Origin of the sequence: Micromonospora sp. WMMD714, from assembly GCF_029581315.1 — a bacterium.
GTDB classification, from domain to species: Bacteria; Actinomycetota; Actinomycetes; order Mycobacteriales; family Micromonosporaceae; genus Micromonospora; species Micromonospora rifamycinica.
Genome location: NZ_CP120744.1, coordinates 5,772,323 through 5,792,363, shown reverse-complemented (window position 1 = coordinate 5,792,363; position 20,041 = coordinate 5,772,323). Strand labels below are relative to the sequence as shown.

The window sequence follows — 20,041 nt, the reverse complement described above, 5'->3', positions numbered from 1 at the left end:
GGTCACTGCCCTCCGTGGGCCGGCAGGTCGGAGTAGTGGTGGTGCCACCAGTCGGCGATGTCGCGCCGCCGGGCGAACCAGACCCCGGGCAGGTCCTGTGCCCAGGCGATCAGGTCACGCAGCGCGGAGGCCCGACCGGCCTGGCCGATCAGCCGGGCGTGCAGCCCGATCGAGATCATCTTGGGGGAGGTCTCGCCCTCCTCCCACAGGTACTGGATGCCCCGCCGGCAGTTCTCGAAGAAGTCCGTCGGGTTGCCGTAACCGGGGCTGAACGCGAACCGGCCGTCGTTGTAGGTGTGCGTGTACGGCACCACCAGATGTCGCTGCCCGGCCACCTGCACCCAGTACGGCAGGTCGTCGTTGTAGGCGTTGGAGTCGTAGCGGAAGCCGCCCTCCTCGACCAGCAGCCGCCGGGTCCGGTCCGACGGGGCGTACCGGGAGTACCAGCCGACCGGGCGCTCCCCGCACAGCTCGGTGATCGTCGCCACCGCCTGGCGGATCTCGGCGCGTTCCTCGTCCTCGGTCATCCCCGACGGCTCCCGCCAGCGCAGGCCGTGCGAGCAGATCTCGTGCCCGGCGTCGACGAAGGCCCTGGTCAGCGGCCGGTTACGGGCCAGCGCCTCGGCGCAGCCGTACACCGTCACCGGGGTCTGTGTACGGTCGAACAGCCGCAGCAGCCGCCATGCGCCGGCCCGGCTGCCGTATTCGTAGACCGACTCCTGGGACAGGTCCCGGTGCTCGGCGCTGGTGGGCGTGTACGAGATCTCGCCGACCCACTCGTTGACGCTGTCGCCGTCGAGGAGGCTGTGCTCGGCCCCCTCCTCGTAGTTGAGGCACAGGCTCACCGCCACCCGGGCGCCACCGGGCCACTCGACGCGGGGCAGGTCCGCGCCGTAGCCGATGAAGTCCCGCTCGGTGCCGGGTTCGACTCTGATCACCATGACGTCATGTCCTTTCTGCCGGATGGGCCGGGCCCAGCGGGAACCGGTGGCGGGTCGCCGTTCGGATTCGGTGCCCCGTCGCGCACCAGCGCGGTGAGGTCTCGCAGTCGGGTCGCCCCGGGAGCCCGGGCCAGCCCGTGCAGCAGGTCGGTCGCCCCGGTCGGTGTCCCTGGCGTGCGCAGCAGCGCGGCGTCCACGGCGGTCAGCTCGTCGGCCGTCATCGGGTCCTCCCGGTCGCCGTGGTGGAACCGGGCGCGCCCGGACAGCCGGGCACCGGTGCGGGTGGTCACCTCCACCACCGCCGGTCGGCCCGCCGGATACCCCGGGTCCAGACCGGGGTCGTGGCGTACGGTCACCCGCTCGGCGAGTCGGGCCGCACGGGTCCACCGGTCGTCCGCCGGCCCGGCCGGGGCACCCGGGTCGGTGCCGAGCAGCCCGCAGGCCACCACCCACGGGATGCTGAACTGACGGGCCAGCCGGCCGACCGGTCGGCGCTCGGCCAGCAGGGCCGCGCCCGCGTAGGTGTCCACGGTCACCGTCGCCACCTCGGCGGCCGGCAGGTCCCGGGCCATCGCCCGGGCCACCGTCCAGCCGGTCAGGGTGTGCGCGCACACCCCCACCGGCTTGAAGTAGGCGTCCGGCAGCAGCGGTCGGGACAGCAGCGCGGCATCCACCGGCCGGTCGGCGACGCACAGGTGGACGGTCCGGCCGAGGTGGGGCAGCGCCGGGCCGGTGGCCGGGAAGCCGGCGGCGGCGAGCCGGGCGACGGCCAGTCCGTTGGCGGTGCCGAGGGCGGGCAGCAGGTAGTGGGCGGGGTGTCCCCGCCGGGTGTCGGCCTCCGGACCGGCCAGCGCCACGGTCAGCGCCAGGTTCACCGTGTCGGTCACCCCGGCGGTGTCCTGACCGGCGACGATCCCGGCGGCGGCCGCCGCCGCGCCGGTGCCCCACCCACCGTGCGGGTGCACCCCGGGGCGGGGTGCGCCGAGCAGTAGCCCGAGCCGCGCGCCCACCTCCCAGCCGACCGTCAGCGCCCGCAGGAACACCCGCAGGCTGCGGTCGTCGGCCTCGGCGGCGGCCAGCGCGGCGGCGTAGGCGTGCAGCCCCGGGTGTCCCCGGGATTCGCGCAGCCCCTCGTCGCACTGGCTGACGGTGATCGCCGCCGCGGTCACCGCAGCGGCCCGCTCCGGCTGGTCGGTCCCGCCCGGGGCGGCCAGCAGGGTGCACCGGCCGTCCGGGTCACCGGCGGTGTCGAGCCCGGCGGGCAGCAGCCCGCGGGCCGCGACGGCGTTGGCGGTCAGCCGGGCCGCGACCTGCCGGGCCAGCACCTGGCCCGCGCCGGTGGCCAGCAGCGTGTCGGCGGCCTCCACGGCACCGGCGACGAGGGTGGCCAGCACGTCGTCGCGGGCACCGCCCCGCCGGTGACCGGTCACGGCGTGATCACCTGCTTGCCGAGCACCCGCCGGTCGGCGAGCGCCTGGTGGGCACGGCCGGCGTCGGCCAACGACAGGACCGCGTCGACCCGGGGGGTGAGCTGCCCCGCCGCGACCAGGCCCAGCACCCGGGCGATCTCGTCGGGGCGCTGGCTGCGCGACCCGCGCAGCTCGTACTCGTTGCGGAAGGTCTCGATCAGGTCGAGGTGCGGGTGCTCCCCGGCGTGGCCGCCACCGACGATCAGCCGGCCGGTCGGGGCGAGGGTGCCCAGCGCGGCCTCGAAGACGTCGCCGCCGATGTGTTCGACGATCACGTCGAAGCCCGCGTCCCCGGTGATCTTCCGGGCCTCGGTGGCCCAGTCCGGATCGCGGGTGCTCAGCACCGCGTCCGCGCCGAGCGAGAAGACGAAGTCGGCCTTCGCCGGGTCGCCGATCAGGCCGACCACCCGCGCGCCGCCCAGCTTGGCGAGCTGCACCACCGCGTGCCCGAGCCCACCGGCGGCACCCGGGGCGAGCACCCACTCGCCGGGGGCGAGCCGGCCGATCGAGTACAGGGTGCGCCAGGCGGTGCCGAAGGAGATCGGGGTGGCCGCGGCGACCACCGGGTCGAGGTCGCCGATGTCCAGCAGGCCGCGCGCCGGGGCGACCGCGTGCCGGGCGTAGCCGCCCCACCGGGTGATGCCGGGCATGTCGGCGTTCGGGCAGAGGTTGGCCCGTCCGGTCAGACACCGGGGGCAGCTGCCGCAGGGCGTGTTGGGCAGCACCAGCACGCGGTCGCCCGGGGCCCGGCCGGTGACCCCGGAGCCGAGGCGTTCCACCACGCCGACGACCTCGCGGCCGAGCACGTGCGGCAGCCGCAGCGGCATCCGGGACACCCCGCTGCGCAGGTCGGCGTCGAGGTGGTTGACGGCGACGGCGAGCACCCGCAGCACGACCTCGTCCGGCCCGGGGTCGGGCAGGTCGACCTCGGCGAGGGTGAGGGTCTCTGGGCCGCCGTACCCGTTCATGGTCACTGCTTCGGTCTTCACGCTCGACGTCCTTCCACCATGGCGTGCAGGGCTGCCGGCACGACGCCGGGTTCTTCGACGGCCAGGGCGAGGGCCAGCGCCACCCGGGCCTGGGCGCCGGTGAGGTCACCGGCGAACAGCGCGCCGGCGCGGGCGAGGGCGGCGCCGCCGCCGGCGTACACGGGACGGACCCGACCGGCCCCGGTCCGGCTGGTGATGACCACCGGTACGCCGCGTCGGTGGGCCTCCCCGACGGCCTCGGCGACCGCGGGCGGGGCGTTGCCGGCCCCGAACGCCTCGACCACGATCCCGGCGGCCCCGGCGTGCAGCGACGCGCGCAGGTGGGTGCCGTCCGCACCGGCGACGAGCTTGACCAGGTCCACCCGGGGAAGCGCGGTGGGCACCGGGCGGTGGGCGTAGTGGCTGCCCCGGGCGGCGGTGGAGACCCGCAGCACGCCGTCCGGGTCGACCAGGGCGAGCACCCCGGCCGTGCCGCCGGAGAACGCCGACACCGCCGAGGTGTGCACCTTGCGGCTCTCCACCGCGGCGTACGCGACACCGCCCATGACCGTCGCCGCGCCGAGCGGCTGTGCCGCGGTGACCACCCGGAGCGCGTCGGCGAGGTTGCGCCCGGCGTCGGAGTCGGGCTCGTCGGCACCGCGTTGCGCGCCGGTCAGCACGACGCGGGCGTCGGGGCCGGTGAGCTGACCGGTCAGGTAGGCGGCCTCCTCCAGCGTGTCGGTGCCGTGGGTGACGACCACGCCGGTGAATCCGTCGGCCAGCTTGGCCCGGACGGCCCGCACGGTGGCGAGCATGTCGTCCAGGGAGAGCGTGAAGCTCGGGCGGCAGGACAGGTCGAAGCCGTGGATCTCCACGTCGGTCGTGCCGACGACGTTCTTCAGCAGGTCCGTGACGGAGTCGGTCACGGCCAGGCCCTCGTCGGGATCCCACCGCGACGCGATCGTCCCCCCGGTCGCCAGAACCGCGATCCGCACCAGCCACACCCCCTTGCGCAAACGATTGCTCAATTGAGTGATGACAGTTGCACAAACGTTCGCCCTGCACAAGAGCTGCAGGAACGTCAAAGCAAGGAAGATGCGCGATGGTGACCCGCCAGGTCACCCGCTGGTGTCGGGCCTGTTTCGGTGTCCGTCTTCGTCCGGTTCGGCCCGGTGGCGGTGTCGCGGCGCGGCCGTCGGCCGGCGGCGTGGCAGGCTTGCCCCGTGTACCGGGAACGGCCTACCGAGGTGATCACCGGCGCGGTGCTCTGGGCGAGCGAGAGCGGACCGGACGCCCGGCCGACGCGGGTGCTGCCCGACGGCTGCCTGGACCTGCTCTGGTCCAGCCGGTCGGGCCTGCTGGTCGCCGGGCCGGACCGCACGGCGCAGTGGAGCGTGTCGACCCCGGGGGAGCGGTGGCGCGGGGCCCGGCTGCCTCCCGGGGTGGGGCCGGCGGTCTTCGGCGTCCCCGCTGCCGACCTGCGTGACCAGCGGATACCCCTCGACGCGCTGTGGGGCCGGGAGGCCGCCCGGCTCGCCGAGCGCCTGGGTGACGCACCCACCGCCGCCGACCTGGCCACGGTGGCGGCCGCCCGGCTCGCCCGGGTGGGCGGCCCGGATCCGCTCGGCCCCCGGGTGGCCGCCCTGCTCGCCGCCGGTGCCACGGTCACCGCGACCGCCGCCGGGGTCGGCCTCGGTCCGCGCGCCCTGCACCGCCGCAGCCAGGCCCTCTTCGGGTACGGCCCGAAGACCCTCGCCCGCATCCTGCGGCTGCGCCGCGCCCTTGCCCTGGCCGGTCACGGGATCGGGCTGGCCGAGGTGGCCGCCCGCGCCGGCTACGCCGACCAGGCCCACCTCACCCGCGACGTGCGGGACCTGACCGGCGTCCCGCCGACCACCCTGTTCGCCCGCTGACCGAGGGCGTAGCCCGGCCCGCGGGGTCGGGGGTGCGGCCCGGCCCGGCCCGGCCCGCGGGGTCGGGGGTGCGGCTCGGCCCGGCCCGCGGGGTCGGGGGTGCGGCTCGGCTCGGCCCGGGGGTCGAGGGTGCGGCTCAGCTCGGGTCGAGGGGGGCGAAGAGGTCGACGCCGTTGCCGTCGGGGTCGTGCAGGATGGCGTACCGCTGGCCCCAGAAGGCGTCCCAGGGGGCGACCTCGCCGTGGAAGCCCGCGTCGGTCAGCGCGGTCCAGTAACGGTCCACCTCGGCCGGGTCGGAGCATCGGAAGGCCAGGCTGGTGCGCGGGCTGCCGCTGGGCGGCGTCCAGTCGGGGTGGAAGCCGCGCAGCATCGCCACGGTGTCCCAGGCCAGCCGTAACCCACCCGGCAGGGTGACCTCGACGTGGTCCTCGTGGTCGGCGTCGGCCGGGATGTCCAACCCGAGCCGACGGTAGAAGTCCAGGGTGCGCGCCATGTCGCTGACCGCGCAACCGACGAGATCGAGCTGAGGTGTCATGCCGGCAGCGTAGGGCGCCTCCCGCCGCGCGGTCTTGAACGGAACGGACCGGGCGCAGGGATCCAGGTTTCCCGCGCGGCGGCACCGGACGACGTACGGTGTCAAGGGAACAAACCGGCTTTCAGGCATAAAAGCCTCATGCGGGCGTGTCTGACCGGGGTCCATGACGGTGAGGGAAGGGAGCGGCCGATGATGCACCTGGCCTACCTGGACGCGGGGTCCGGCAGCCTGATCGTGCAGGCGGTTGTCGGTGGGACCGCGGGCGCGGCGGTCGCCGCGAAGCTCTACTGGCGGCGGTTCGCCGCCCGGTTGGGTCGCCGGCCCACCGGTTCCGCACCCACCGACACGGGATCCGTGGACACCGACCCCGCCGAGGGCGTCCCGTCCGAACGGCAGCCGCGCCAGCCGGCCGACAACTGACGGGCGGGTGTCCCGATGACCACCGCCGACCTGCGGATCCGGGCCGAGCCCGGGTCCTTCCGCGACCCCGCCAACCGCGTCTTCCACCTCGGTGACCAGGTGTTGCGCGGTCTCGGCCCGCAGGCCGCCGCCGACTGGCGGTCCCTCGCGGCCAGCGACTTCTTCGCCGCGCTGCTCGCCGAGGGCAAGGTCTGCGCCACCACGGCGGTCGACCCGACGACGCTGCCGGACACCGGCTGGACGACGGTGCTGCGGCACGAGCGGATCCCGTTCGTGTCGCACCCGTACGAGTGGTCGTTCGGCATGCTGCGCGATGCCGCCCTGCTGCACCTGGAGATCCTGCGTCGGGCGCTGGAGGCGGGGTTCACCGTCAAGGACGGCTCGGCCTACAACCTCCAGTGGCGGGGGGCGACCCCGGTCTTCATCGACATCGGCTCGTTCGCGCCGCTGGTCGAGGGGGAGCCGTGGGCCGGCTACCGGCAGTTCTGCCAGACCCTGCTCTATCCGCTGCTGCTCCAGGCGCACCTCGGGGTGGACTTCCAGCCCTGGCTGCGCGCCCGGGTCGACGGGATCGAGCCGGACCAGCTGCGGCCCCTGTTCCGGGGGGTCCGGCGGTTGCTGCCCGGGGTGCCGACGCACGTGCACCTGCACGGTGTGATGCAGGCCCGGCACGCCACGGCCAGCAGCAGCGCCGTCACCGCCCAGCTGCGCGACGCCGGTTACTCCCGCCACCTGGCGCTGGCCACCGTACGCCGGCTGGCGCGGTTGGTCCGTCGGCTGGACCGTCGGGTCGACGGTGGCCACTGGGCCGATTACCAGCGCACCTGCGGCTACAGCCCGGCGGACCGGGCGGCCAAGGAGAGCTTCGTCGCGGCGGCGGTGACCGGCGGCACCGCCCGGTTGGTGCTCGACCTCGGCGCCAACGACGGCCGGTACGCCCGGATCGCCGCCCGGCACGCCGCCCAGGTGGTCGCGGTGGAGCAGGACCCGGCCGTGGTCGACACCCTCTACCGGGCGCTGCGTGCCGAGGGCGACCGGCGGATCCTGCCGCTGGTGATGGACCTGGCCGACCCGTCGCCCGGGGGCGGCTGGGCGGGCGTGGAGCGGGCCGGGTTCGCCGCCCGGACCCACGCCGACCTGGTGCTCGCCCTCGCCGTGGTGCACCACCTGGCGATCGGTCGTAACGTGCCGCTGCCCGAGGTGGTCGACCAGCTGGTCGGGTACGTCCGGCCCGGTGGCCGGCTGGTGGTGGAGTTCGTCCACCCGCAGGACCCGATGGCGCGGCGGCTGCTCGCCAACAAGCCGGCCGGGATCTTCCCCGACTACCGGCGCGACGAGTTCGCCCGGCTGCTGACCGCCCGCTGCCGGATCGAACGCCAGCAGGACCTGCCCTCCGGAACCCGGACGCTCTACCAGGCGGTGGTGGATGGCTGAACCGGCCCTCACCCACGCGCCGGACCGGCAGACCGGATCCGTCCCGCCCGCCGGGGCGGACGCCGCGCACACGCCGCCCGCCGGGGCGGACGCCGGACCCACCCCGTCGGCTTGGCGGGTCGAGCTGCGCCGGGCCTGCGAGGTGGTCGCCCTGGTCGGCCTGGTGGTCACCCAGCCCCTGCTCGACGTGCTGGGCCGCAGCCCCGACTTCTTCCTGTTCCACCGGGCCACCAGCCGGGACGTCCTCGCCCTGGTGGCGTTGGTCGCCGTGCTGCCCGCTGCCGTGGTGGTGCTGCTCGGGGCGCTGACCCGGCTGGCCGGGGGTCGGGTCCGGGCCGGCGTCCACACCGTCGTCGTGGGGTTGCTGCTGGCCGCGCTGGCCGTGCAGGTGGGTCGGCAGGTGACGCCGCTGCGGGGGGTACCGCTGCTGCTGGTGGCGGTGCTGGCCGGGGCGGCCGGGGCGGCGGCGCACCGGCGGTGGTCGACGCCCGGCCGGGTGCTGCGGGTGGCGGCCCTCGGCCCGGTCGTCTTCGTCGGGTTGTTCCTGTTCGCCTCGCCGGCCTCGGCGGTGGTGCTGCCCCGGGCGCACCAGGGCGCCGCCGGGATCGCCGGTCCGGGATCGCACCCGCCGGTCGTCATGATCGTCCTGGACGAGTTGCCGCTGGTCTCGCTGCTCGGCCCGGACGGGCGGATCGACGCCGCGAGCTACCCGAACTTCGCCGCGCTGGCCGGCGGCTCGACCTGGTACCGCAACGCCACCGGCGTCAGCGGCTGGACGCCGTACGCGCTGCCGGCGATGCTGACCGGTCGGTATCCGGCGCAGCCGTCGGCACCGCACTACTCGCAGTACCCGGACAACCTCTTCACCGCCCTCGGCGGTCTGTACGACATCCGTGCCCAGGAGAGCATCACCCGGCTCTGCCCGCCCAGCCGCTGTGACCAGCCGGTCGCCCCGGAACAGGGGCTCGGGGTGCTGCTCCGGGAGAGCGGCACGCTGCTGGGCCGGATCGCCGCCCCGGTGGACAGCCGGGTCGACCCGGAGGAGTCGTACCGGGAGCAGACCGCCGCCGAGGTGGGCCTGGACGCCGCCGAACCGGTCCCGGCCGACCCGAAGTTCCGCTGGGACAGCCTGAACGACAACCAGCCGGCCCGGTTCACCAGCTTCCTCGCCGGCCTGCGGCCGACCGACCGGCCGACCCTGCACTTCCTGCACCTGCTGATGCCGCACCCGCCGTGGACGTACCTGCCGTCCGGGGCGCGGTACGAGGCCCCGGACGACCTGCCCAACGACGGTACGGGCTGGGTGGAGCTGGCCCACGCGCGGCACCTGGCCCAGCTGCGGTACACCGACCGGCTGCTCGGCGAGACGCTGCGGACGTTGCGCGCCGGTGGGCTGTACGACAGGTCGCTGGTCGTGCTCACCGCCGACCACGGGGTGAGCTTCACCCGGGACTGGCAGGGCCGGGGGCAGGACGCGATCGACCACGCGGCCGGCGAGGTCGCCTGGGTGCCGATGTTCGTCAAGGAGCCCGGCCAGCGGGCCGGTCGGGTCGACGACCGCAACTGGGAGCACGTCGACTTGCTGCCCACCATCGCCGACGCGGTGCACGTCCGGATTCCGTGGCGGCTCGACGGGCGGTCGGCGGGGCAGCCGCCGCGCGAGCGTACCGAGAAGTACTTCTATGACCGGCCGGGTGAGCGGATCGTCCTTCCCGGCGGGGTGCCGGGCCGGGCCGGGCCGCCCGCCGCGCACCCGCTGGTCGGCACGACGGTGGGGGAGAAGCCGGTCGGCGGCACCGCCACCGTGGCGCACCTGAGCGCGTTCGACCACGTCGATCCGGCGGCGGGTGACCTGCCGGCCCTGGTCTGGGGCTCCGTGCCCCGGCAGGTGCCCGACGGCACGCTGCTCGCGGTGGCCGTCAACGGCCGGGTCGGCGCGGTCGTCCCGGTGGTGCCGCAGGATCGGGGCGGCCGTCGGTTCGCCGCCCTGCTCGCCGACGACCGGCTGTTCCGGGCCGGTGCGAACCGGCTGGACATCTACCGGGTGGGCACTGACGGCGCGCTGCGCCGACTGACCCTCTCCTGAGCTTTCGTCGGCTATCGCCGCTTTCTACCGTCACGTCCCCGGTGTTCGCCCGGCCGCGGCCGGGTTCGCACCGGCCGGGGTTTCCGGGCCGTCGGGCCGGGAAACGGGTGACGCATACCTCACCGCCGAACCACGGCGGGCGGTATCCCCGCGACCGCGATTACGGTAAAAGCGAAGGCAATTCAACGAAGATTCGCCGGCGAAGCGAGGAACCACATGACGGAAGTCAAGCTCGACCACCCCGGTGGGCAGCTTTCCATGCCGGTGCAGGGCGCGGTCGAGGGCCCCGCGGGCATCGGGGTCAGCAAGCTGCTCAAGGAAACCGGGATGACAACATACGATCCCGGGTTCGTCAATACCGCGTCCTGTTCTTCCGCGATCACCTACATCGACGGTGACGCGGGCATCCTGCGGTATCGCGGCTACCCGATCGACCAACTGGCCGAGAAGTCCTCCTTCCTGGAGGTCTCCTACCTGCTCATCTACGGCGAGCTGCCGACCCAGCAGCAGCTGACCGAGTTCAGCGAGCGGATCCGGCGGCACTCCCTGCTGCACGAGGAGATGCGCCGGTTCTTCGACGGGTTCCCCCGGGACGCCCACCCGATGGCCGTGCTGTCCTCGGCCGTCAGCGCCATCTCGACCTTCTACCAGGACAGCCTGGACCCGTTCGACTCCGAGCACGTGGAGATGTCGACGGTCCGGTTGATGGCGAAGGTCCCCACCATCGCCTCGTACGCCTACAAGAAGTCCATCGGTCAGCCGCTGCTGTACCCGGACAACTCGCTGGGCTACGTGGACAACTTCCTGCGGATGACCTTCGGGGTGCCCGCCGAGCCGTACGAGGTCGACCCGGTGGTGGCCCGGGTGCTGGACATGCTCTTCGTCCTGCACGCCGACCACGAGCAGAACTGCTCGACCTCCACCGTCCGGTTGGTCGGCTCCAGCAACGCCAACCTCTTCGCCTCGGTCTCGGCCGGGGTGAACGCCCTGTTCGGCCCGCTGCACGGCGGGGCGAACCAGGCGGTGCTGGAGATGCTGGAGAAGATCGACGCCGAGGGCGGTGACGTCGCGTCCTTCGTCCGCAAGGTGAAGGACAAGCAGGACGGTGTGAAGCTGATGGGCTTCGGGCACCGGGTCTACAAGAACTACGACCCCCGGGCCGCCATCGTCAAGAAGGCCGCCCAGGACGTGCTCAACCGGATGTCCAAGCCGGACCCGCTGCTGGACCTCGCGATGCAGCTGGAGGAGATCGCCCTCGCCGACGACTTCTTCGTGTCCCGCCGGCTCTACCCCAACGTGGACTTCTACACCGGCCTGATCTACAAGGCCATGGGTTTCCCGACCAAGATGTTCACGGTGCTGTTCGCGCTGGGCCGGCTGCCCGGCTGGATCGCCCAGTGGCGCGAGATGATCAGCGACCCGGAGACCAAGATCGGCCGGCCCCGGCAGATCTACACCGGCGCCCCGGAGCGGGACTTCACCGCGATCTCGGAGCGCTGACCCCGGTCCCGACGAAGGCCGCCGACCCCGTTAGGGTCGGCGGCCTTCTCGCGTACACCGGGTCGGACCAGATGATCGACTCCAGGTCCCCGACGTGGCGGTGTCCCGAGGCCCGGTTACCGCAACCTCGCTGACAACGAGTCGATCACCCGGCCCGGGGGCCGGTCAGCGCAGGCCGGCGGCGACGAGCAGGTTGCCCGCCGGGATCGGGGCGGTGACCCGGCCGGTCGCCATCCGCTGCTCGGCGCGCTGCGCGGTGAACGCGGCGTCCCCGGCGATCGCCGAGGCGTACGCCGCCGCGGTGCGCTGGGCGATCGCCGACCAGCCGTACTGCTCGTGCACCATGGCGCGGGCCCGGCGGGCGAGCACCCGGGCGCGTTCCCGGTCGGACAGCAGCGCGTGCACGGCCTCGGTGAGGTCGGCCGGATCCTCCGGGGCGAAGGTCATCCCGGTCACCCCCGGCTCGACGATCTCGGCCAGCCCGCCGGTCTCGGCGACCGCGAGCGGCGCCCCGGCCGCCGCCCCCTCCAGGGCGACCATGCCGAACGGCTCGTAGATGCTGGGCACCGCGAAGCAGTCCGAGGCGGCCATCACCGCCGGCAGGTCGGTGCCGCCGAGGAAACCGGGCATGGCGACCGTGCCGGCCAGCCCGAGCCGGTGCACCTCGGCCTCCAGCTCCGCCTTGTACGGCCCGTCACCGACGATCACCGCGCGCAGGCCCGGGTGCCGGTCCCGCAGCCGGGGCAGGCCGGCGATCAGGTGCTGGACGCCCTTCTCGTAGACCAGCCGGCCGGCGAAGGTGACCAGCGGGCCGTCCCCGGCGAACCGGGTGCGGGCCGCGGTGACCGCCGAGGTCGGCACCTTCCAGCGGTGCGGCTCGACGCCGTTGGGGACCACGTCGACCCGGGCCGTCGGCACGTCGAACAGCGCGCCCACCTCGTCGCGCATGTACCGGGAGCAGACGATGACCCGGCCGGACTCGGCGGCCAGCCACTGCTCGACGCCGTGGATGGTGCGGTTCATCTCGCCCGGCAGCCAGCCCTGGTGCCGGCCGGCCTCGGTGGCGTGGATAGTGCTGACCAGCGGCACGTCCAGGTGGGCACGCAGCGTCATGGCGGTGTGCGCGACCAGCCAGTCGTGCGCGTGGATCACGTCGTACGTGCCGGACTCGATGGCCCGCAGGGCGGCCCGGGTCAGGCTGTGGTTGAACGCCATCGTCCAGGCCAGCAGGGAGTCGGTGGCCAGCGGGAAGGTCACCGGGTCCTCGGCGGCGCGGACGATCCGCACCCCGTCGGCGTACTCCTCCAGGGGGGCGCCGTCGGTGTGCCGGGTGACCACGGTGACCTCGTGCCCGGCGGCGGCCAGCGCCACCGACAGGGCGTGCACGTGTCGGCCGAGCCCACCGACCAGCACCGGCGGGTACTCCCAGGAGAGCATCAGGATGCGCCGGGTGCGCGGGGGCACGCCGGAGCCGCCGCCCTGCTGGGGGAGCTGGGGCCGGAAGGTGGGGGTGGGCCGGCAGGTCCGGTCCACAGCGGTCGCGAGGTGTTCGCTGACCCGCAGGGTGGTCACATCGATCTCCGTCCGTACACACGAGGGGTCGCGCCGGCAACGACGACGGCGGAAGGTGGTGGCTGGGGATGGCCGGGGGCCGAGGGCGGACCCGCACGGGCGCGTGTCCGCGTCCAGCAAAGGCCATCGCGCGGCCCGGCGCATCCTGAAACGGCCTATCGTGACGGACGACACCCGACGGTCCGGTACGCCCCGGACGGGTGGAAGTCGGGAGTTGCCCGAACGGGTGGATTGGCGGAGGCGGCCACAGGGCATTAGCGGCGTGCGCTCCGGCGGTCACCGACCCGGCCGGCGCGCTCATGATCATGGCCTAAGGAGCGAGATGCAGGTCTGGCCGGGTGAGCGTTACCCCCTGGGCGCCACCTATGACGGGATGGGCACCAACTTCGCGATCTTCTCGGAGGTCGCCGAGAAGGTCGAGCTGTGTCTCTTCGACGAGTGGGACGTCGGCACCGAGCGCCGGGTCGAACTGCGCGAGGTCGACGCGTACGTCTGGCACGCGTACATCCCCGGGATCGAGCCGGGCCAGCGGTACGGCTACCGGGTCCACGGCCCGTACGACCCGGCCAACGGGGTCCGGTGCAACCCGCACAAGCTGCTGCTCGACCCGTACGCCAAGGCGGTCGACGGGGAGGTCAGCTGGAACCCGGCGGTCTACGACTACGAGCTGGGCGGCGACCCGGACCGGATGTCGGAGACCGACTCGGCCCCGTTCATGCCCAAGTCGGTGGTGGTGAACCCGTACTTCGACTGGGGCAACGACCGGCCGCCGCGCACCCCGTACCACCATTCGGTGATCTACGAGGCGCACGTGCGCGGGCTGACCATGCGCCACCCCGGCATCCCGGAGGAGCTGCGCGGCACCTACGCGGCGATCGCCTCCCCCGTGATGATCGACTACTTCCGGCAGCTCGGGGTGACCGCGATCGAGCTGATGCCGGTGCACGAGTTCGTGCACGACCACCGGCTGGCCGACCTGGGCCTGCGCAACTACTGGGGCTACAACAGCATCGGCTTCTTCGCCCCGCACCACGGCTACTCGGCGCTGGGCCGGCTCGGCCAGCAGGTGCAGGAGTTCCGGGGCATGGTCAAGGCGCTGCACGCCGCCGGCATCGAGGTCATCCTCGACGTGGTCTACAACCACACCGCCGAGGGCAACCACCTGGGCCCGACGCTGAGCTTCAAGGGTGTCGACGCACCCAGCTACTACCGGCTGTCCGAAGAGGACAGGCGCTACTTCGTCGACTACACCGGCACCGGCAACAGCCTCAACGTGCGCAGCCCGCACTCACTTCAGCTGATCATGGATTCGCTGCGCTACTGGGTGACCGAGATGCACGTCGACGGCTTCCGGTTCGACCTGGCCGCCACCCTGGCCCGCGAGTTCTACGAGGTCGACCGGCTGTCCACCTTCTTCGAGGTGGTGCAGCAGGACCCGGTGGTCAGCCAGGTGAAGCTGATCGCCGAGCCGTGGGACGTCGGCCCCGGCGGCTACCAGGTCGGCAACTTCCCTCCCCTGTGGACGGAGTGGAACGGCAAGTACCGCGACACGGTGCGCGACTTCTGGCGCGGTGAGCCGGCCACCCTGGCCGAGTTCGCCTCCCGGATCTCCGGCTCGGCCGACCTCTACCAGGACGACGGCCGCCGCCCCTTCCACAGCATCAACTTCGTCACCTGCCACGACGGGTTCACCCTCAACGACCTGGTGTCGTACAACGACAAGCACAACGAGGCCAACGGCGAGGAGAACCGCGACGGCGAGGGGCACAACCGGTCCTGGAACTGCGGCGTCGAGGGGGAGACCGACGACCCCGGCGTCACCGCCCTGCGGGCCCGGCAGCGCCGCAACTTCCTCGCCACCCTGATGCTCTCCCAGGGCGTGCCGATGCTCGGCCACGGCGACGAGCTGGGCCGCACCCAGCGCGGCAACAACAACGCCTACTGCCAGGACAGCGACCTGGCCTGGGTGGACTGGGAGCACGCCGACGACGAGCTGCTGGCCTTCGTCCGGCGGCTCACCGACTTCCGCAACCGGCACCAGGTGTTCCGCCGCCGCCGGTTCTTCACCGGCCTGCCGGTGGGTGGCCGCAACGCCGAGGCAGGGCTGCCCGACCTGGCCTGGTACACCCCCGACGGGCGGGAGATGACCGGCGAGGACTGGGGCAACGACTTCGGCCGGTCGGTGGCCCTGTTCGTCAACGGCGACGGCATCCCCGAACGCGGCCAGTACGGCCAGCGGCACCGGGACTCCTCGTTCCTGCTCTGCTTCAACGCCCACGACGCGCCGCTGGACTTCACCCTCCCCGGCGAGGAGTTCGGCCAGCGCTGGGAGCTGGTGATCAGTACGGCGGAACCGGACCCGGAGAAGCCGACGGTGGTCGACGCGGGCGGCGCGGTCTGCGTGCCGGACCGCTCCCTGGTGGTCCTGGAGAGGACGGTCTGACATGCCCGCACAGCCCCGGCCCGACTCGACGGTGACGGTCGGGTCGACGTACCGCGTCCAGATCCGACCCGGCTTCGACCTCGACACCACCGCCGGCCTGGCCGACTGGCTGGCCGACCTGGGGGTCACCCACCTCTACAGCGCGCCGCTGCTCACCGCCACCCCCGGCTCCGCGCACGGCTACGACGTGGTCGACCACCGCGCGGTCAACCCGGAACTGGGCGGGGAGGCCGGCCGGCAACGGCTGGTCCGGGCGCTGCGGGCGGCCGGGCTGGGCCTGGTCGTCGACATCGTGCCCAACCATGCCGGCATCGCCCAGCCGGCGGCCAATCCGGCCTGGTGGGACGTGCTGCGCCGGGGCCGGGCCTCGGCGTACGCCGACTGGTTCGACATCGACTGGGAGCGGGGCCGGCTGCTGCTGCCGGTGCTCGCCGACAGCCCCGACGCCCTCGACGACCTCAAGGTCGTCGACGGGGAGTTGCGCTACCACGAGCACCGGTTCCCGGTCGCCGACGGCACCGCCGACGGCAGCCCCCGCGAGGTGCACGACCGGCAGCACTACGAGCTGGTCTCCTGGCGGCGCGGCGACGCCGAGCTGACGTACCGCCGGTTCTTCGCCGTGTCCGACCTGGCCGGGCTGCGGGTGGAGGACCCGGCGGTCTTCGACGCCACGCACGCCGAGGTGCTGCGCTGGGTGGCCGCCGGTGAGGTCGACGGCATCCGGGTCGACCACCCCGACGGTCTGCGCGACCCTGCCGGCTACCTGGCCCGGTTGCGCGCCGCCGCCCCGCACGCCTGGCTGGTGGTGGAGAAGATCCTGGAGTACGGCGAGGAGCTGCCGGACTGGCCGGTGCAGGGCACCACCGGCTACGACGCGCTGGCCGCGGTCTGCGGGCTGTTCGTCGACGGGCGGGCGGAGGGCGACTTCACCGCCCTCGACGCCCGGCTCACCGGCCGGCACACCTCCTGGCAGGACCTCACCCACACCACCAAGCTGGAAGCCGCCACCCGGCTGCTCGCCGCCGAGCTGGGCCGGCTCGCCGCGCTCGCCCCCGACCTCGACCGGGACGCCACCCGGGCGGCGCTGGCCGAGCTGGCCGCCTGTTTCCCGGTCTACCGGGGCTACCCGCCGCACGGCGCCCGGTACCTGGCCGCCGCCCGCGCCGAGGCGGGCCGCCGCCGGCCCGACCTCACCGCCACCCTGGACGCGGTGACCGCCCTGCTGCGCCGCCCCGGGCACGAGCTGGCCGCCCGGTTCCCGCAGCTCACCGGCGCGGTGATGGCCAAGGGGGTGGAGGACACCGCCTACTACCGGTGGAGCCGGTTCGTGGCCCTCAACGAGGTCGGCGGCTCGCCGGTCCACTTCGGGGTGCCGCCGGCGGAGTTCCACCGGTTCGCCGCCGCCCGGCAGGTGCGCTGGCCGGGCAGCATGACCACGCTGTCGACCCACGACACCAAGCGCGGCGAGGACGTCCGGGCCCGGCTGGCCGTGCTCGCCGAGCTGCCGGCCCGTTGGGCGGAGCAGGTCGGTGACTGGATGACCCGGGCGCCGCTGGCCGATCCGGCCTTCGCCCACCTGGTGTGGCAGACCGCCGTGGGGGCCTGGCCGATCGACCGGGAGCGGCTGCACGCCTACGTCGAGAAGGCCGCCCGGGAGGCGTCGACCTCGACGAGCTGGGCCGACCCCGACCCGACCTTCGAACACGACCTGCACGCCCTGGTCGACCGGCTGTACGACGACCCGCAGCTGCACGACGAGGTCGGCGCGTTCGCCGCCGAGCTGACCCCGGCGGGCTGGTCCAACGCGCTCGGCCAGAAGCTGGTCCAGCTCGCCATGCCGGGGGTGCCCGACACCTACCAGGGCACCGAGTTGTGGGAGAACTCGCTGGTCGACCCGGACAACCGCCGTCCGGTCGACTTCGCCGTACGCCGGGAGCTGCTGGCCCGGCTCGACGCCGGCTGGCAGCCCGAGGTGGCCGCCGACGGCGCGGCCAAGCTGCTGGTGGTCTCCCGCACGCTGCGGCTGCGCCGGGACCACCCGGAGCTGTTCGCCGGCTACCGGCCGGTGGCCGCGCACGGGCCGGCCGCCGCCCACGTGGTCGCCTTCGACCGGGGTGGCGTGATCGCGGTGGCCACCCGGCTGCCGGTGGGGCTGGCCCGGGCCGGCGGCTGGCGCGGCACCAGCCTGTCGATCCCCGGCAACAGTGTTACCGACGTGTTCACCGGACGGGTCTACAGTGGTCCTGACCTGCTCCTTCATGATCTGCTGAGCAGCTATCCCGTCGCGCTGCTCGCGCCGACCGCCCTGCTGGCTCCCACCGACTCCGTGGAGGCTGCCGCATGACCGAGTTCACCGTCTGGGCGCCGGACGTCGCCCGGGTGCGGCTGCACCTGCCCGGCGTCGCCGACCACGACATGCGGGCCGGGCCGGACGGCTGGTGGCGGGTCGAGGTCCCCGACGCCGGCCCCGGCACCGACTACGCGTTCCTGCTCGACGACGACGACACCCCGCTGCCCGACCCGCGGGCGGCCTGGCAGCCGGCCGGGGTGCACGGGCCGAGCCGCCGCTACGACCACGCCGCCTTCGACTGGACCGACCAGGGCTGGACCGGTCGGCAACTGCCCGGCAGCATCCTGTACGAGCTGCACGTCGGCACGTTCACCCCGGAGGGCACCTTCGACGCGGCGATCGGCCGGCTCGACCACCTGGTCGACCTCGGCGTCGACCTGATCGAACTGCTCCCGGTGAACGCCTTCAACGGCGAACACAACTGGGGGTACGACGGGGTCTGCTGGTATGCCCCGCACGAACCCTACGGTGGGCCGGATGGGCTGAAACGCCTGGTCGACGCCGCCCACGCCAGGGGACTGGGGGTGATCCTCGACGTCGTCTACAACCATTTCGGGCCCTCCGGGGCCTACGCGCCGAGGTTCGCGCCCTACCTGACCGAGCAGGACAACCCCTGGGGCCGCACGGTCAACCTGGACGGCCCGCACTCCGACGGGGTGCGCCGCTACATCGTCGACTCGGTGCTGACGTGGCTACGCGACTACCACGTCGACGGCCTGCGGCTGGATGCCGTGCACGCGATGCCCGACTCCCGGGCGGTGCACGTCCTGGAGCAGATGGCGGTCGAGGTGGAGGCGCTCGCCACCCACCTGGGTCGGCCGCTGTCGCTGATCGCCGAGTCCGACCTCAACGACCCCCGGTTGATCACCGCCCGGGAGGCGGGCGGCTACGGCCTGCACGCGCAGTGGAACGACGACGCCCACCACGCCCTGCACACCCTGCTCACCGGGGAGCGGCAGGGCTACTACGGCGACTTCGGCTCGCTGGAGTGCCTGACCGACGTGCTGACCGGAGCGTTCTTCCACGCCGGCACCTGGTCCAGCTTCCGTAACCGCAGCCACGGCCGCCCGGTGGACCGGCACGCCACCCCAGGGCACCGCTTCGTGGCGTACCTGCAGAACCACGACCAGATCGGCAACCGGGCCACCGGCGACCGGATCTCCGCCGGCCTGTCGCCCGCGCTGCTGCGGGTCGGCGCGATGCTGCTGCTGACCGCGCCGTTCACCCCGATGCTGTTCATGGGGGAGGAGTGGGCGGCCAGCACGCCGTGGCAGTTCTTCACCAGCCACCCGGAGCCGGAGCTGGCGGCGGCGGTCGCCACCGGCCGGCGGCGGGAGTTCGCCGCGCACGGCTGGCCGCCGGGCGACGTGCCCGACCCGCAGGACCCGCAGACCTTCCTGCGCTCCCGGCTCGACTGGGCCGAGCTGGACAAACCCGAACACCGCGAGATGTACGACTTCTACCGGCGGCTGATCGCGTTGCGCAAGAGCCGGCCCGACCTGTCCGACCCCCGCCTGCACCGGGTGGAGGTACGCCACGGCGACGAGTTCCTGGTGGTCCGCCGGGGCGGGTGCCTGGTGGTGGCGAACCTCGCCGGTCGCCGCCAGCGGATCACCCTGCCCGGGGTGGCCCGCCGGGTGCTGCTCACCACCGCTGAGGGCGTCACCGTGATGCGCGACCGGGTGGAGCTGCCGGCGGAGACGGCGGCGATCGTCGCGCTCTGAGCGCGGGCCGCCCTGGGCCACCCCGGCCTGGAACAGGGCGGGGACGGCAGCGGGCGGTGCGGCGGCGGCCGTCGCGGTGCTGGACCGCCGAGGGTCAGCGCGGTGCCCGGCCCGGCTTGCTCGCCCCGGCCTGGCTTGCTCGCCCCGGCCTGGCTTGCTCGGCCCGGTTCGGCTTGGTGTCCCGTCTCTCGGCCTGGTCTGTCTCGTCCTCGGCGCGTGGTACGCGGTGCTCGGGCTGACCGCGCCGCGGGTGGTTGATCGCGCTGGGTAACGGTGGCGGCGGGAGCGATATGCGGGTGGAAGGTGTATGCCTGGCTGGCATATTTATGCCTCTGTGGCATAAGCCTGAGTGCACATATGTACTCCCCAGGCCCGACCTCCTGCCCGTCCGCGCGCCGGCGACGAGCCCCGCAGCGCAGGCGGTCCGCTCAGGAGCCGTTCACGAGCGATCGACGACATAGGTGCCACGGCCGGTGAAGGTCACCACCAAACCGCGATCGCGCAACAGCCTGATGGCGGCCCGCACGGTGCCCCGGCTGACGCCGTATTCCTGTTGAAGGTGGCTCTCGCTGGGAAGCGGCTGGCGGGGCTTGAGTCTTCCCGCGTCGATCTCCTTGGTGAGGAGGTCGGCGAGCTGAACGTAGAACGCCACCGGAGACATTTCGTCAACCATGCGCGGACCTTAT

Annotated in this window: 15 protein-coding genes; 8 read left to right on the top strand and 7 right to left on the bottom strand. The window is 73.6% G+C overall.

The genetic code is table 11. The annotated features are described in order from the left end of the window. Positions 1-2: 2 nt before the first annotated feature. The 4 genes from O7625_RS24770 to O7625_RS24755 are packed head-to-tail and all read right to left on the bottom strand — an operon-like array spanning position 3 to position 4,406. A complete protein-coding gene (locus O7625_RS24770; protein ID WP_067314771.1) occupies positions 3-941 on the bottom strand; it encodes a polysaccharide deacetylase family protein in 939 nt (312 codons plus the stop codon). Next, positions 935-2,371, bottom strand: a complete 1,437-nt coding sequence (locus tag O7625_RS24765) for an MmgE/PrpD family protein (RefSeq protein ID WP_282341952.1) — start codon at positions 2,369-2,371, stop codon at positions 935-937. Before O7625_RS24765 ends, O7625_RS24770 begins: the two co-directional genes overlap by 7 nt. Continuing rightward, complete coding sequence (locus tag O7625_RS24760; RefSeq protein WP_282341950.1) at positions 2,368-3,399, bottom strand: alcohol dehydrogenase catalytic domain-containing protein; 1,032 nt, start codon at positions 3,397-3,399, stop codon at positions 2,368-2,370. The genes O7625_RS24765 and O7625_RS24760 overlap by 4 nt, the downstream gene beginning before the upstream one ends. Continuing rightward, the gene (locus tag O7625_RS24755; RefSeq protein WP_172898355.1) at positions 3,396-4,406 is read right to left on the bottom strand and encodes an asparaginase; all 1,011 of its coding nucleotides are present in this window, start codon (positions 4,404-4,406) and stop codon (positions 3,396-3,398) included. Before O7625_RS24755 ends, O7625_RS24760 begins: the two co-directional genes overlap by 4 nt. A gap of 195 nt (positions 4,407-4,601) precedes the next feature. On the opposite strand from O7625_RS24755, the gene O7625_RS24750 reads away from it, so the two are divergent. Continuing rightward, on the top strand, positions 4,602-5,291 hold the full coding sequence (locus tag O7625_RS24750) for a helix-turn-helix domain-containing protein (RefSeq protein ID WP_282341948.1): 690 nt from the start codon (positions 4,602-4,604) through the stop codon (positions 5,289-5,291). A 136-nt stretch (positions 5,292-5,427) separates the two neighbouring features. Here the strand turns inward: O7625_RS24750 and O7625_RS24745 are convergent, their stop codons facing one another. Beyond that, entirely contained in the window at positions 5,428-5,826 is a 399-nt protein-coding gene (locus tag O7625_RS24745) for a VOC family protein (RefSeq protein WP_282341946.1), read from the bottom strand. 189 nt (positions 5,827-6,015) lie between these two features. Between O7625_RS24745 and O7625_RS24740 the strand changes: the two genes are divergently transcribed. From O7625_RS24740 to O7625_RS24725, 4 genes are all read left to right on the top strand, one after another. Continuing rightward, on the top strand, positions 6,016-6,246 hold the full coding sequence (locus O7625_RS24740) for a hypothetical protein (RefSeq protein ID WP_282347147.1): 231 nt from the start codon (positions 6,016-6,018) through the stop codon (positions 6,244-6,246). A 15-nt stretch (positions 6,247-6,261) separates the two neighbouring features. Then, positions 6,262-7,680, top strand: coding sequence for a class I SAM-dependent methyltransferase (locus O7625_RS24735; protein ID WP_282341945.1), 1,419 nt, complete (start codon positions 6,262-6,264; stop codon positions 7,678-7,680). Beyond that, the gene (locus tag O7625_RS24730; protein ID WP_282341943.1) at positions 7,673-9,766 is read left to right on the top strand and encodes a sulfatase-like hydrolase/transferase; all 2,094 of its coding nucleotides are present in this window, start codon (positions 7,673-7,675) and stop codon (positions 9,764-9,766) included. Before O7625_RS24735 ends, O7625_RS24730 begins: the two co-directional genes overlap by 8 nt. A 216-nt stretch (positions 9,767-9,982) precedes the next feature. After that, on the top strand, positions 9,983-11,266 hold the full coding sequence (locus O7625_RS24725; RefSeq protein ID WP_282341941.1) for a citrate synthase: 1,284 nt from the start codon (positions 9,983-9,985) through the stop codon (positions 11,264-11,266). Positions 11,267-11,431: 165 nt separating this feature from the next. Here O7625_RS24725 and O7625_RS24720 read toward each other — a convergent pair whose 3' ends face one another. Then, a complete protein-coding gene (locus tag O7625_RS24720) occupies positions 11,432-12,838 on the bottom strand; it encodes a glycosyltransferase family 4 protein (RefSeq protein ID WP_282341939.1) in 1,407 nt (468 codons plus the stop codon). A gap of 322 nt (positions 12,839-13,160) precedes the next feature. Between O7625_RS24720 and glgX the strand changes: the two genes are divergently transcribed. Genes glgX through treZ form a run of 3 tightly spaced genes read left to right on the top strand, consistent with a single transcriptional unit; the run spans position 13,161 to position 19,355 of the window. Beyond that, positions 13,161-15,281 carry a glycogen debranching protein GlgX gene (gene glgX, locus O7625_RS24715; RefSeq protein WP_282341937.1) on the top strand — a complete coding sequence of 707 codons (2,121 nt, stop codon included), beginning with the start codon at positions 13,161-13,163 and terminating at the stop codon, positions 15,279-15,281. A gap of 1 nt (position 15,282) precedes the next feature. After that, entirely contained in the window at positions 15,283-17,625 is a 2,343-nt protein-coding gene (gene treY, locus O7625_RS24710) for a malto-oligosyltrehalose synthase (protein ID WP_282341935.1), read from the top strand. Further along, positions 17,622-19,355: a malto-oligosyltrehalose trehalohydrolase gene (gene treZ / locus O7625_RS24705; protein ID WP_282341933.1), complete on the top strand. Its 1,734-nt coding sequence runs from the start codon at positions 17,622-17,624 to the stop codon at positions 19,353-19,355. The genes treY and treZ overlap by 4 nt, the downstream gene beginning before the upstream one ends. A 439-nt stretch (positions 19,356-19,794) precedes the next feature. Here the strand turns inward: treZ and O7625_RS24700 are convergent, their stop codons facing one another. Then, positions 19,795-20,028: a winged helix-turn-helix domain-containing protein gene (locus O7625_RS24700; RefSeq protein ID WP_204924555.1), complete on the bottom strand. Its 234-nt coding sequence runs from the start codon at positions 20,026-20,028 to the stop codon at positions 19,795-19,797. Between the last annotated feature and the right edge of the window lie 13 nt (positions 20,029-20,041).

Excerpts from the sequence above, each read along its gene's own strand:
- O7625_RS24770 (WP_067314771.1), bottom strand. The coding sequence starts at position 941 with ATGGTGATCAGAGTCGAACCCGGCACCGAGCGGGACTTCATCGGCTAC.
- O7625_RS24745 (WP_282341946.1), bottom strand. The coding sequence starts at position 5,826 with ATGACACCTCAGCTCGATCTCGTCGGTTGCGCGGTCAGCGACATGGCG.
- O7625_RS24740 (WP_282347147.1), top strand. The coding sequence starts at position 6,016 with ATGATGCACCTGGCCTACCTGGACGCGGGGTCCGGCAGCCTGATCGTG.
- O7625_RS24735 (WP_282341945.1), top strand. The coding sequence starts at position 6,262 with ATGACCACCGCCGACCTGCGGATCCGGGCCGAGCCCGGGTCCTTCCGC.
- O7625_RS24730 (WP_282341943.1), top strand. The coding sequence starts at position 7,673 with ATGGCTGAACCGGCCCTCACCCACGCGCCGGACCGGCAGACCGGATCC.
- O7625_RS24725 (WP_282341941.1), top strand. The coding sequence starts at position 9,983 with ATGACGGAAGTCAAGCTCGACCACCCCGGTGGGCAGCTTTCCATGCCG.
- glgX (WP_282341937.1), top strand. The coding sequence starts at position 13,161 with ATGCAGGTCTGGCCGGGTGAGCGTTACCCCCTGGGCGCCACCTATGAC.
- treY (WP_282341935.1), top strand. The coding sequence starts at position 15,283 with ATGCCCGCACAGCCCCGGCCCGACTCGACGGTGACGGTCGGGTCGACG.
- treZ (WP_282341933.1), top strand. The coding sequence starts at position 17,622 with ATGACCGAGTTCACCGTCTGGGCGCCGGACGTCGCCCGGGTGCGGCTG.
- O7625_RS24700 (WP_204924555.1), bottom strand. The coding sequence starts at position 20,028 with ATGGTTGACGAAATGTCTCCGGTGGCGTTCTACGTTCAGCTCGCCGAC.